Below are 12,305 nucleotides of genomic sequence, written 5' to 3' on the forward strand. Positions count from 1 at the left end.
CAGGATGTGAACGGGTGTTTCCTCACCTTCCAGTTCACCATCACAGAACCATCTCCCGTAACGGCTACATTCGTGGCTGAGCCCGAGATCTGTGCGGGCAGTGAGGATGGTACGATCACGGTCAATGTTTCAGGAGGTACAGCCCCCTACAGGACTGCCTTGAATACCACCGTCGATTCAGCCTTCGTTCAGGATCAGTTCTTCTATTCGGACCTGGCTGCAGGAACCTATGTGGTCTTTATCAGGGATGCAAACGACTGTGAGACCAACGTGATCGTTGAGATAGAACCCGGGGTGAACCTCAATGGCGTGGTGACACCGGTCTATGAATGTACCGGCAATATCCCGGACAATTATATCAATGTGACGATGGAGGATCCGTCGGTACTCGGTTCTATCATGTATGCACTGGATTCAACGGATCCTGCCGATATGCAGCTGAATCCCGACTTTACCAATATTCCTCCGGGGTCTCATTATGTGGCTGTCTCCCATGCAAATGGCTGTATGATCACACTTGATTTTGAGATCGATAGCTTTGAACCACTCACTTTGACCCTGGAGCAGAACAACATCAATGAGATCACGGCGGTTGCCGCAGGCGGATCGGCCCCTTATACGTTCTATTTCAATGGGGACGACAATGGGGAGGACAACACCTATTACATCACGGAAACGGCTACCCATACAGTGCGTGTGGTAGACAGTCTTGGATGTGAGATGGAGGCCCAGATCTTTATGGAGTTCATCGATATCGAGATCCCGAATTTCTTCACCCCTGATGGTGACGGAATGAACGACCTGTGGATCCCGAGGAATATGGAAGGCTTCCCTGAAATACTAATCAAAATATTTGACCGTTATGGTAGGGAGATCGGTGTCATGTCCATAGACCATACAGGCTGGGACGGAACCTACAAAGGAAACGAATTGCCTACCGGAGATTACTGGTATATAGTGAAGCTCAATGGAGAACGGGATGACAGGGAATTTGTAGGTCACTTTACACTGTACCGATAAGCCGATTTAACCGACATGGAACTATGCGTAAGTCCTTCATATTAGGAATTTTTTCACTGAGCGTGATGTTTGCCAGGGGGCAGGAACTCACCCTGCCGCAGCTGTCCCAGTACCTGGCAGACAATCCTTTTGTGATGTCGCCGACCTACGCGGGTATAGGCGATCACATAAAGGTGCGTATCAACGGACTTACCCAGTGGGTGGGGATCAAGGATGCCCCGGACACCCAGTCCCTGGCCGCCGATGCCAGGATCGGGAACAAGTCGGGCCTTGGGATGCTGCTCTACAATGACAGCAACGGGGAGACCAAGCAAAGGGGGGCTCGCCTGTCCTTTGCCCACCACCTGACACTCGACAGGTATGATGACGAGTTCCTCTCCTTCGGGATCTCCTACAACTTCAACCAGTTCCGTATCGACATAGAGAATTTTGACAGTCCGGATCCAACAGTGACCGATGACAGGGCGACTACCAACCACAATTTTGACGTGGGGGTGCTCTACAGGAAGGACAAATTCTATTTCAGTTTGAATGCCTCCAACCTGCTCGACAAGGACCTCACCCGCTTCAACCCCGTCTTTGAGCCCAACAGGCTCCGGAATTACTACGTATACACGGGGTACCGCTATACAAAGAACAAGAACAGCAAGCTGGAGATCGAACCTTCTGTCTTCTTCCAGTTGTTCGAAAGTGACGGACGGTCTGTAACCGACCTCAACGTTAAATTCAGGTGGTACGATTTTGAGGACTATTACTACGCGGGTGTCACCTACAGGTTCCTGAACGACCAGATCGGTAACCCCCTGTATATAGCCCCAATCATAGGGCTTAAGAAAAGTAATTTCTATTTCGGATATTCCTACCAGATCATCCTGAACGAAATCCTGGGCTTCAGTACGGGAACCCATGTGGTAACCCTTGGGGTGGATCTTTTCCAGGGGCTGAGCAATTGCCGCTGTACCTACTAAGAAATGTATTCCTTTTGCCCTACCTTTGCCTCCTCAAGAAGCAAAGATGCACACCATTACCCTTGAAAATATCCGGTTGTACGCCTACCACGGTTGCCTGGCGGAAGAGACCGTGATCGGGAGTGATTACCGTGTAGACGTGGAGGTTCAGGCCCCGTTGGACAAAGCTGCTACCTCGGATAAACTGGAGGATACCGCAGACTACGTCACCATCCATCGCGTTGTAAAAGAAGAGATGAAGGTAGCTTCAAAATTACTGGAGCACGTCGCCAGGCGTATCGCTGAGAGGATCCTGGATGAAATTCCTGTAGTGCAAAAAGGGAAGGTAATCGTTGCCAAAGTAAATCCGCCCATTGGGGGAGACGTGGCCTCCGTTTCGGTGACTTATTTATTTAGTCGATAAGCGGGAGGTCATATGCTGTTTTTATTGATGGTGTATTCATTATCTTTGCAGTAGAATAAGGCATTGTGGTCGAATTGGTTAGATGGAGCTGCGCAACAGCTTTTATGGTGGTTCGAGTCCACCCGATGCCTCTGCTGAAAATCTTTCCCTCCTGAATACCCTAAATTTAGGTGTGAGCAGGAGGGTTTTTCATCTTATTTCGTAAATTTGCTGGATTGAAAAGGCATCGTGGCCGAGTGGCTAGGCACAGCTCTGCAAAAGCTTGTACAGCGGTTCGAATCCGCTCGATGCCTCCGAAAAGACCCCAATGAGTGATCGTTGGGGTTTTTTATTGCCCTTCAGCCTCCCGGATGAGTTCTATCCCTTTTTCTATATTGAGCTGGTCCTTTGGCAGGAAACCCTTGATGATAAGAACAATGCCGCAGATGGCCAGGACCACCCCCAGGGCCTTTTTTACAAGACGTATCCGCTTAGGGGTCAGATATCGCTTGAGTTGTTTGGCAAGGAGGATCTTAAACAGGTCCGTAATCAGGTACGCCAGGATCATGGTAGAGAAAAAGACCAGGATCCTATCCGGGTTATTATCCAGACTCGGGCCTACGACGATGATGACCCCCAGCCAGAAAACCAGCACCCCGATATTGATGAAATTCAGCAGGAATCCTTTAATAAAAAGTCCTAAAAAACCGGTTTTGCTGATATGGACATTGCGCTTTTCTTTGATAGGCGCCTTATTTAACAGAATCGTGAGGGAATAGATCAGCAGGATCACCCCTCCGAACACATAGAGTCCGGGTTGGTTGCTGAGATTTTCCAGCAATTGAAAACTACTGAAATAGGCGATGATCAAAAAAAGGATGTCTGCGATGATCACCCCTGCATCGAAAACGAGTCCGGCCCTGAATCCCTTGGTGGCGCTGGTCTCAAGCAGGACAAAAAATACGGGGCCAATCATGAAGCTCAGAAAAAATCCTAAAGGTATGGCTGCCTGAACATCTTCGATCATCCCATGAGCTTTACATACGTTCTATCTTTCCTCCGAATACGGTCTTTTCCTCCATTTTCGCTGGATTCCCATACACAAAGACGGTACCTCCGGCCTTCACGCTCGCTTTGACGTAGTTCGTGGCAAAGATCTCTGCCGTGGAGCCTGCATTAACATTTACCGTGCTGAATTTCGTTTTGAGGTCTTTTCCTTTGTAGATACCTCCTGTATTGATCTGAACGTCTTGGTTTTCAGCGTTCCCACTAGCATTGATGACTCCTCCGGTCACTACTTTGATCAATAATTGTTCTGTTTTTGCCTGCACCCTTATCTCCCCGCCTTCCTGGGCCCTGAGATCCAGTACATCCTGGGTTATCGTCTCTTTGGTGGTGATGCGGGCATCCTCATTGACGTCGATCACGACCAGGTCGTCCGTGTAATAGAGATCGATGAAGGTCCGGTATCCGCTGAAGATCTTAAAGATCTCCATCCTGATCTTCAGGACCCCATCTGTGTTCACTAAGGCTACTTTTGACGTATTGGCGCCGGTGATGACCGCCTGATTCCTGTCTGATCGGATCAGATTGACCGAAAGGCCGTCGTAGACCTTTACCTCCTTGAAGTTGCTAAGACTTTGGGTAACCTTGCCATCCTGGGCCTGGAGCCCCCATATTCCCAGACTTAAAAAGAAGAGTACAAACAACTTTTTCATCTGTTGTTGATTTAGCATGCCCTGTAAAGAACGCTTAAATTTAAGAAAACTTACTTCGCCTTGCCGAGAAGGGAGAAGTCCAAGTGTCTTTTGACCAGGTCTGTGTCCTTGACCATGACCCTGACTTCATCCCCGAGCTGGTAGACTTTTCTGCGCCTCTCGCCTACCAGGGCGTACTGCTTTTCATCAAAGGTATAATAATCGTCCTTTATATCCCGGATGCGGACCATACCTTCGCATTTGTTCTCAATGATCTCCACATAGATCCCCCATTCAGTCACTCCTGAAATGACCCCTACGAACTCCTGATCCTTGTGGTCCTGCATAAATTTGATCTGCATGTACTTGATTGAATCCCGCTCTGCACTCGAGGCCAGGTATTCCATGTCTGAGGAGTGCTTGCATTTCTCTTCGATCATTTCTGCATTGGAAGATTTTCCCCCATCGAGGTAATGCTGTAACAGTCTGTGTACCATGACATCGGGGTAACGACGGATCGGGGAAGTAAAATGGGTATAGTAATCAAAGGCGAGTCCGTAATGTCCGATGTTATCGGTCGTGTAGATCGCCTTGCTCATACTTCGGATGGCCAGGGTATCCACCAGGTTCTGTTCTTTCTGTCCTTTTACGTCTTCCAGGAGTTTGTTCAGGGAGTCGCTGATCGTCTTTTTGTTGTGGAAATTGAGCTTGTGTCCGAATCTTGAGATGATCCCGTTAAGAGCCATCAGTTTTTCCTGGTCCGGTTCATCGTGTACCCGGTAAACGAAGGTCTTTTTGGGACGTTGTTTCCCGATAAACGAAGCGACCTTCCTGTTGGCAAGCAGCATAAATTCCTCTATCAGCTTATTGGCCTCTTTAGCTTCCTTAAAATAAACACTGACAGGCTCGTTTTTCTCATTGAGGTTGAATTTTACTTCCAGTTTATCAAAAGAGATCGCCCCGGATTTCATCCGCCTTTCCCTCATGATCACCGCCAGGGAATTCAATTTGAGCACAGCATCCCGGATCGCATCAGAGACCCCATAAGCTTTGCCCCTGATCGATACTTCCTGCCCTATCCTGTTGGTCTGTTTTTCAATGATGTACTGGGCTTCCTCATAGGCAAACCGCTCATCGGAATGTATCACCGTCCTGCCAAACCATTCGTTCTTGACCTGGGCCTTTTCATCGATTTCAAAAATGGCTGAAAACGTATACTTATCCTCATTGGGTCTGAGGGAACAGGCATTATTGGAAAGTATTTCAGGTAACATGGGCACCACCCTGTCTACCAGATAGACCGAAGTGGCCCTTTCGTAGGCTTCCTCATCGAGTATGGTGTCCGGGGTTACGTAATAGGATACATCGGCTATATGGATACCCACCTCGTAATTTCCATTCGGAAGTTTCTGAAAAGAGAGGGCATCGTCAAAATCTTTTGCGTCTTTCGGGTCTATGGTGAAGGTCAGTACCTGCCTCATATCCCTTCTCTTGCTCACTTCCCTTTCTTTAATGGAGGTATCCAGCTTATCTGCATACCGCTGTACTTCCACAGGAAATTCATAAGGGAGACCGTATTCGGCCAGGATGGCGTGGATCTCCGTATCGTGTTCCCCGGGCAGACCCAATACTTCCACAACCTTCCCTGTAGGAGATTCTTCCTCTTTTTCCCAAGACAGTATCTCTACGATCACCTTTTCTCCATCCTTTGCCTTACCGATGGAACCCAACGGTACAAAAATATCGGTGTACATCTTGTGATCCGTAGGTCTTACAAAAGCAAAGCTCTTGTGCAGATCGAGAATACCGACAAAGGTGTTCTTTTTCCTCTCCAGGATGGAAACCACTTCACCTTCAAACTTCTTGGATTTACTCCTGGGTTTTACCAGGACCTCCACAATATCCCCGTCGAAGGCACGATTAAGCTTATTGTAGGAAACGAAGATGTCGTCCTCCAGCCCTTCTACCATCACATAAGCATTTCCCCTTGCGGTTACCTCTATTTTCCCCTGGTGGAGGAGTTTGTTTTCAAGGGATTTGTATTTTCCCTTTTCAAATTCCCTGATCCTGTCCTTTGCTTTTAACTGCCCCAGTCTCTCGATCAGTAAATTTCTTCCTTCTGTATCGTCAATCTGTAATTTGGATGCTATCTGTTTGTAATTAAAACTCTTGTTGGGCTCCTTTTCGAGGACTTCAAAAATTCCCCTCGTAATCTCATTTTTCCTGTGTTGCTTTGCCCTCTTCTTTTTCTTCGACATTCAATTTTTAATTTGGGCGGCAAATTACGAATTATAATTCACTGCTTCTCTCCGTATCACCTGATATACAACCTCTTTATGTATTTGTTAACATATTAAATCATTTAATCATCTTTTTATTGTTTTTAAAAATGAAAAGTAATGATGATTATAGTCTGTTAACACGTTGGATAAAATTTTACAGACGGACTTGCCTTGAACAGAGATTGTATTTTATAAATCTTTTTCAAGACATACAAAATCTGGATGTCAGCCTGTTAGGTATTTATTAAATAATGTTGAAAACACTAATCAACCGCTGTTAGTTAATAACTTTTGACTTTTTTGCTGTTTATATCCATTCTATTCGAAGTGGATAATTCAATATCATCTTTTAATGACTAATTTTTGATTTGTCCTTTTTATTTTACAATGCGTTTTTAAATACGATAAACACCTTTTCCCTATCAATATTTTTCTATGGAATTTCAACAAGTGCGGTTAATTAAAAATTGCTGTATTTCAGGGAGTTGCTGTGAATGTTAAAATAATATTGTTAATAAGTCTATTCCCGGGATATAACCCGCAGTATTCGTATTTTAGTGCTGAATTTTATTTAAACACATATGAAAATCTCTGTAGGCAATGATCATGCAGGCACGGATTACAAACTGGCGATCGTTGGGTTGCTCAGGTCCCTGGATATTGAAGTTTTCAACCACGGCACAGACAGCACGGACAGCGTGGATTATCCAGACTTTGTACACCCTGTGGCTGATGATGTGGAAAGTGGGCAGGCCGATATAGGAATCATTATCTGCGGCAGTGGAAATGGCGCATCCATGACAGCCAATAAACACCAGAAGATTCGGGCTGCGTTGTGCTGGAATAAGGAAATAACGGAGTTAGCCCGTGCCCATAACGATGCGAATATCCTCAGTTTACCGGCCAGGTTTATCTCACTCCCTCAGGCTCTCGAAATGGTCAAAACTTTTATAAACACACCCTTCGAAGGCGGAAGACACGAACGACGGATAGAGAAGATAGCCTGTTCTTAAATTGCCTGAAGATTGACTGAACAATCCTGTTAAGGCATGGGACACACACATCACCATCACCACGAGAGGAGCGGAAAAAATTTACTGATCTCCATCCTCCTTAATATTGCGATAACCGTTGCACAGGTGATCGGTGGGATCATCTCCGGCAGTCTGGCGCTCCTCTCCGATGCCCTCCACAATTTTAGTGATGTACTCTCCCTCATCATCAGCTATCTCGCGAACCGATTTACCCATAAGAAGGCATCGAGCAAACGGACATTTGGGTATAAAAGGGCCGAGATCATGGCGGCATTTATTAATTCTGCTACCCTGATCGTCATTGCGATCGTCCTCATCAAAGAGGCCATAGAACGCTTTTTCCAACCTGAACCCATAGCGCCGAACCTTGTGATCTGGCTTTCAGCCCTGGGTATAGCAGTCAACGGATTCAGCGTACTGCTGATCAAAAAGGATGCGGGGAACAACATGAATATGAGATCAGCCTATCTGCATCTGCTTACGGATATGATGGCTTCGATTGCGGTACTTGCAGGCGGACTTCTCATGTACTTCTACCAGCTTTTCTGGATCGACCCTGTGCTGACGATCGCTATTGGGCTCTACCTGATCTATATGGGGTATGACCTCCTGAAATCTTCCACCAAAGTGCTTATGTTATTCACTCCGGACCAGATCGAGGTGGATGGGATGGTCCGTGAGATCAGCAGGGATCCGGCCATTCGGAACGTGCATCACGTACACCTCTGGCAACTGAACGAACACGAGATACACCTGGAGGCCCATATCGACTTCCATGAAAATATCAGCATTCAGGAATTCGATGACATCCTCAAGGGAATAGAAGAACGCGTATACCAAATCTACGGCATCACCCACGTTAACATCCAACCGGAATTCGGGAAATGCCATTCCCATCAGGTAATCGTACAAGACTGAGACCATGGAGATCCGTATCAAATCTTTTGAAGAGCTCACCAAAGAAGAACTTTATCGCATCTTGCAATTGCGGGCGGAGGTCTTTGTCGTAGAACAGGAATGCGCTTATTTGGACGTGGATGGATTGGATCAAAAAGCACTGCATGTCCTGGGGATTGGTCCCGAGAACATATGCGCGTATACCCGTATTTTCAGGGCAGGAGATTATTTCGATGACCCGAGTATAGGAAGGGTGGTCGTCTCATCTGAATTTAGGGGGAAAGCCCTTGGTAAAAAAATCATGGAAGCCTCCCTGAAATACATTGAAGGCAACCTGAAGAGCACCCACACAGTGATCTCAGCCCAACTGTACCTTACAAAATTCTATGAGGACATGGGTTTCAAACCTGAAGGCGCAGAATACCTGGAAGACGATATTCCCCATATCAAAATGAGAAGGGTGCACAGAGCGCCTTTTAAGAACGATTGACCGGATACAAATTAGATCTTGATCGGCGTCTTGTTACTGAGGTTGATATCCTCTAACAGGGTATCCGTGAATTTGTAATGCCCCTTGGTAGTGATGATCCTGAAGGCATCAGACCTCATCCTGCTCAGGGCATCGAGAAATACCCATTTGGTCTTCAGTAACTGAGGTTTGTCCGTTTTGAGACTGATCTCAAAAAAGTACCTTTTCCCGTCCTTATTCGCCACAATATCCGGGGTCACCTTGGTACCGTTCTTCTTCCTCAGGAAGGATTTAGGTTTTTCATAACCGTCCAGATCCACCCTGATCTTTTCGAAACCGCGGGCTTCGAGGTGATGAACGGATTTTTCAATAAATGCTGAATGTTCTTTCTTTTCTGACTTTACCATAGGGGAAAAGATACAAAAAATTGCAAAGACCTGCAATTTCATTCCATTGATTAACAGGTGTTTAATATTTGAAAGAGGAATCAAGGGGGATTGCTACCCCAATTTAAAGGTCGATGGTTTTCCCTGTAAGTACCGATCTGTCGGCCGCAAGGACGATCTTCAAGCTGTTGACGGCATCCCGGAGATGGGCTGACAGATCCCTGTCATGGAGGATCGCGTCCAGGAAAAACTCCTGTTCCAAATAGCATAACCCGTCATGGTCCGGCTCATCTCGTGTTGAAATAAATTCGTCCCTGCGCGTGAATTTCCCACCGGCATCGGTTTCGCTGTGGTGAAGCCTGAGTTGTCCGGTCTTGGTATGTCCTTCCACATCATCGGAAGCCGCAGGGGGAGCATCGCTGATGGAAACACATCCTTTAGGGCCTATCACATCCTTGATAAAGAAGGCAGTCTCACTCATCATCGGACCCCAACCGGCTTCGTACCAGCCCACGGAACCGTCTTCGAAGCGGATCTGTAACTGGCCGTAGTTGTACATTTCAGGGTCTACCTCATCTGTCAGCCGGGCCCCTATAGCGGATACACTTACAGGCCTGGAGCCCGTCATCATACACATGATATCCACATAATGCACCCCGCAATCTACAATAGGAGACATGGATCTCATAAGCTGTTTATGGGTGTGCCACTGGGCACCTGAACTTTGCTGGTTGAGGTTCATTCGCATGACCAGGGGTTTACCCAGGGTCCTGGCAATTTCCACGAACCGGGTCCAGGCAGGATGCACCCTGAGGATATATCCCACGACGAGCTTTTTATTGTTTTTTGCAGCCAGTTTTACCAACTCCTCTGCTTCAGCAACGGTGGTAGCGAGGGGTTTTTCCACGAACACATGGGATCCCGCCTCCAGGGCCATTTTTACATATTCATAATGGGTGTCGGGATACGTATTTACCGATACGACATCAGGAAGGGTCTCTTCGAGGGCCGACCTGTAATCCCCAAATGCAGGCAACCCTCCCAGAGATGCAGACAGCGCCTCCCTGCTCCCAGGAGTCCGGCTGACCAGCCCAGCGATCTCGAATCCGTCAATCCTCTGATATGCCCTGGCATGGCTGGCCCCCATATGACCACAGCCCACTACCAGAACCCGGATTTGTTTGGTTTCCGCCATAATTTGATGAGGCCTGCAATAATTTTATTCGTTCTCTAAAGGTAGGAAAAAGATGGCCCGGAAAGAAATGCGCAAACAGGTCAGAAGAATCGCCTCAGGATACGCTTTACGGAGCCCGCGTAAGAGAGGCCGAACAAATTCAGGTGAACGAGGAGGTAATACAGTTGGTAGAGTTCAATTTCGTCCTGCTCAGGCATGAGATCGCTGGCTGCCGACGCATATCCGCTGTAGAAGGCAGGGGAAAATCCCCCGAAGAGTCGGCTCATGGCGAGATCCATCCCCGGATGGGAATAACTCACGCTGGGATCTATGAGATACCCTTCTCCCCTTGTTGAGATAAGGTAGTTTCCTCCCCAGAGATCGCCGTGGATCAGGCTGGGTCGTGTTTCGCTGCAGAGATCCCGGAGTCTTGCCTCCATGAGGTTCTCACCCGGGACCTCATCCCGACTCAGCAGCCCCTTATCACAAGCCATTCTAAGCTGGGGACTGAGCCTTTCTGCGGCATAGAATTCCGGCCATGTTTTCCTAGGCGTGTTGGTCTGGGGCAGGGAACCGATGAAATTATCCGTATCCCATCCAAAAGAGGAGTGTTTATAGGTATGTAACCCGGCGAGCTGTTCCCCAAAACGGACCATGCTTTGGTCTGAAGGATGACCTCTTTCCACGTATTCCAGCAGCAGGCACGCTCCATGATCCAATTTCCCAAGGTGCATTACCAGGGGAGTTCTGATGGTCCCAGTCGCTGCTATGGCCTCTAACCCTCTTTTTTCCGCTTCGAGCATGGCAAAGCCCTGAGCCCCTTTATGGTATTTGCAGAATAAGCCCTCCCCCTCCAGATCGATCTTGTAAGCGAGGGAAATATCACCTCCGGAAACAGGTACGGCTGAGGAGACTTCTTTTCCCATGGCCTGAGCTATATGTTGTTTCAGGGAGGGTTTCAAAGCTTACAGGTCGAATTCATCCCCGAACGAAGCTATGCGGAATCCACCTGAGCTTACGATCCCATATGCTTCAGAGTCTGGAGAAAGCAGGGGATTGGTGTGGTTGAAGTGTATAAAGATGATCTTTTGTTTTTCTGCAGGGGGAAGGGTTTCAAAAAGTTCCATGCTCTCCACGACAAAAGGATGGGGGATCTCAGAAATGTCCCTTGTGTTGAGCTCATCCCCGTCAAAAAAGGTAGCATCGAGAAAGGCGTAATCGACCTCAGCGATCAGGTCTGTGATGTTTCGGTCCCACCGTTCCCATTTATCGATGTCCGGGATAAACAAAGCCTTTTTCTCCTGTCCGCGGATGATAAAGCCTACGGATTCCGAATATTCATCCCGGTGCGGCACCCGAACAGGCACTACGGAGACAGATGGGGTGAGCGTTGTTACAGAATCAGACAGGAGGGGTTGGACGCTGATATTTTGCTGGCTGACCAGCTGTCCCCAGGGCCCGTTTCTTTCCAGGAAAGCTGCCATTCGCGGCATGGCATAGACCGGCACTTGTTTCGCATTTACCGCCTCCTTGCCGAAGAACATGAGGCCGCTGTAATGCCCGATATGGGCATGGGTCAGGAATACCCCGTCTGGCATAATGCCCTCCCGAACACGGGCGGCGCGGTTTAAGAAATGGAGCTGGGAAGGCAGGTCCGGGGTTGCTTCAAAGAGATATCGCTTTTGGTGTTTTCCATCTATTAACCCCAGGGAAACCACCTTTCTTTTGGGGTCCGGGTTTTCAAAGAGGTTTTGGCAACAGGATTTTTCACACCCCATCTGAGGAGATCCTGCATCCTGTGCCGTGCCCAGGACTATCAGCCGGACACCTGATTCAACTTTTGGGGTGTTGTCAGCGGGATCGGATTGTTTTTCTGTCCTTTGCCGACAGGAAATCTGGAAGATAAGCGCCCATGAGGCCCCTAAAAAAATGAAATATTTCAGGGCCCCGGATCTCATTTATACAGCTCTTCGTAATACTGTTTTGCCATACGTTC

General features: G+C 47.7%; 13 protein-coding genes and 2 tRNA genes. 8 read left to right on the top strand and 7 right to left on the bottom strand.

The features are described from left to right. The 5 genes from ABYP73_RS06395 to ABYP73_RS06415 all read left to right on the top strand — a co-directional run. Nucleotides 1–1,020 (top strand): T9SS type B sorting domain-containing protein (locus tag ABYP73_RS06395; protein ID WP_372973791.1); only part of this gene is annotated, 1,020 nt, incomplete at its 5' end. 23 nt (nt 1,021–1,043) lie between these two features. Next, on the top strand, nt 1,044–1,988 hold the full coding sequence (locus tag ABYP73_RS06400; RefSeq protein ID WP_372973792.1) for a type IX secretion system membrane protein PorP/SprF: 945 nt from the start codon (nt 1,044–1,046) through the stop codon (nt 1,986–1,988). A gap of 46 nt (nt 1,989–2,034) precedes the next feature. Then, nucleotides 2,035–2,391, top strand: coding sequence for a dihydroneopterin aldolase (folB, locus tag ABYP73_RS06405; RefSeq protein ID WP_372973793.1), 357 nt, complete (start codon nt 2,035–2,037; stop codon nt 2,389–2,391). Between the two features lie 59 nt (nt 2,392–2,450). Then, nucleotides 2,451–2,522 (top strand) — tRNA-Cys (locus ABYP73_RS06410). 91 nt (nt 2,523–2,613) lie between these two features. Continuing rightward, nucleotides 2,614–2,684: transfer RNA gene (locus ABYP73_RS06415), tRNA-Cys, on the top strand. Nucleotides 2,685–2,719: 35 nt separating this feature from the next. Here the strand turns inward: ABYP73_RS06415 and ABYP73_RS06420 are convergent. Genes ABYP73_RS06420 through rnr form a run of 3 tightly spaced genes read right to left on the bottom strand, consistent with a single transcriptional unit; the run spans nt 2,720 to nt 6,325 of the window. After that, nucleotides 2,720–3,397, bottom strand: coding sequence for a LysE family translocator (locus ABYP73_RS06420; protein ID WP_372946105.1), 678 nt, complete (start codon nt 3,395–3,397; stop codon nt 2,720–2,722). Between the two features lie 10 nt (nt 3,398–3,407). After that, a complete protein-coding gene (locus tag ABYP73_RS06425; protein WP_372946104.1) occupies nt 3,408–4,088 on the bottom strand; it encodes a head GIN domain-containing protein in 681 nt (226 codons plus the stop codon). Between the two features lie 50 nt (nt 4,089–4,138). Then, complete coding sequence (gene rnr / locus ABYP73_RS06430) at nt 4,139–6,325, bottom strand: ribonuclease R (protein ID WP_372973794.1); 2,187 nt, start codon at nt 6,323–6,325, stop codon at nt 4,139–4,141. Between the two features lie 605 nt (nt 6,326–6,930). Between rnr and rpiB the strand changes: the two genes are divergently transcribed. From rpiB to ABYP73_RS06445, 3 genes are read left to right on the top strand one after another with little or no spacing between them, the layout of a single operon-like run. After that, complete coding sequence (gene rpiB / locus ABYP73_RS06435; protein ID WP_372945955.1) at nt 6,931–7,362, top strand: ribose 5-phosphate isomerase B; 432 nt, start codon at nt 6,931–6,933, stop codon at nt 7,360–7,362. 36 nt (nt 7,363–7,398) lie between these two features. Then, a complete protein-coding gene (locus ABYP73_RS06440) occupies nt 7,399–8,301 on the top strand; it encodes a cation diffusion facilitator family transporter (RefSeq protein ID WP_372945956.1) in 903 nt (300 codons plus the stop codon). Nucleotides 8,302–8,305: 4 nt separating this feature from the next. Beyond that, on the top strand, nt 8,306–8,770 hold the full coding sequence (locus ABYP73_RS06445; protein WP_372973795.1) for a GNAT family N-acetyltransferase: 465 nt from the start codon (nt 8,306–8,308) through the stop codon (nt 8,768–8,770). Nucleotides 8,771–8,781: 11 nt separating this feature from the next. Here the strand turns inward: ABYP73_RS06445 and ABYP73_RS06450 are convergent, their stop codons facing one another. The 4 genes from ABYP73_RS06450 to ABYP73_RS06465 form a co-directional block, all read right to left on the bottom strand. Then, a complete protein-coding gene (locus ABYP73_RS06450) occupies nt 8,782–9,156 on the bottom strand; it encodes a hypothetical protein (protein WP_372945958.1) in 375 nt (124 codons plus the stop codon). Nucleotides 9,157–9,259: 103 nt separating this feature from the next. Continuing rightward, nucleotides 9,260–10,330, bottom strand: coding sequence for a Gfo/Idh/MocA family protein (locus ABYP73_RS06455; protein WP_372973796.1), 1,071 nt, complete (start codon nt 10,328–10,330; stop codon nt 9,260–9,262). Nucleotides 10,331–10,410: 80 nt separating this feature from the next. Further along, nucleotides 10,411–11,271: a fructosamine kinase family protein gene (locus ABYP73_RS06460; protein ID WP_372973797.1), complete on the bottom strand. Its 861-nt coding sequence runs from the start codon at nt 11,269–11,271 to the stop codon at nt 10,411–10,413. A 3-nt stretch (nt 11,272–11,274) separates the two neighbouring features. After that, complete coding sequence (locus ABYP73_RS06465) at nt 11,275–12,267, bottom strand: MBL fold metallo-hydrolase (protein ID WP_372973798.1); 993 nt, start codon at nt 12,265–12,267, stop codon at nt 11,275–11,277. Nucleotides 12,268–12,305: the final 38 nt, after the last annotated feature.

The organism is Muriicola sp. (assembly GCF_041567615.1).
GTDB lineage: Bacteria > Bacteroidota > Bacteroidia > Flavobacteriales > Flavobacteriaceae > Muriicola.

Excerpts from the sequence above, each read along its gene's own strand:
- ABYP73_RS06420 (WP_372946105.1), bottom strand. The coding sequence starts at position 3,397 with ATGATCGAAGATGTTCAGGCAGCCATACCTTTAGGATTTTTTCTGAGC.
- ABYP73_RS06450 (WP_372945958.1), bottom strand. The coding sequence starts at position 9,156 with ATGGTAAAGTCAGAAAAGAAAGAACATTCAGCATTTATTGAAAAATCC.
- ABYP73_RS06425 (WP_372946104.1), bottom strand. The coding sequence starts at position 4,088 with ATGAAAAAGTTGTTTGTACTCTTCTTTTTAAGTCTGGGAATATGGGGG.
- ABYP73_RS06455 (WP_372973796.1), bottom strand. The coding sequence starts at position 10,330 with ATGGCGGAAACCAAACAAATCCGGGTTCTGGTAGTGGGCTGTGGTCAT.
- folB (WP_372973793.1), top strand. The coding sequence starts at position 2,035 with ATGCACACCATTACCCTTGAAAATATCCGGTTGTACGCCTACCACGGT.
- rpiB (WP_372945955.1), top strand. The coding sequence starts at position 6,931 with ATGAAAATCTCTGTAGGCAATGATCATGCAGGCACGGATTACAAACTG.
- ABYP73_RS06440 (WP_372945956.1), top strand. The coding sequence starts at position 7,399 with ATGGGACACACACATCACCATCACCACGAGAGGAGCGGAAAAAATTTA.
- ABYP73_RS06400 (WP_372973792.1), top strand. The coding sequence starts at position 1,044 with ATGCGTAAGTCCTTCATATTAGGAATTTTTTCACTGAGCGTGATGTTT.
- rnr (WP_372973794.1), bottom strand. The coding sequence starts at position 6,325 with ATGTCGAAGAAAAAGAAGAGGGCAAAGCAACACAGGAAAAATGAGATT.
- ABYP73_RS06445 (WP_372973795.1), top strand. The coding sequence starts at position 8,306 with ATGGAGATCCGTATCAAATCTTTTGAAGAGCTCACCAAAGAAGAACTT.
- ABYP73_RS06465 (WP_372973798.1), bottom strand. The coding sequence starts at position 12,267 with ATGAGATCCGGGGCCCTGAAATATTTCATTTTTTTAGGGGCCTCATGG.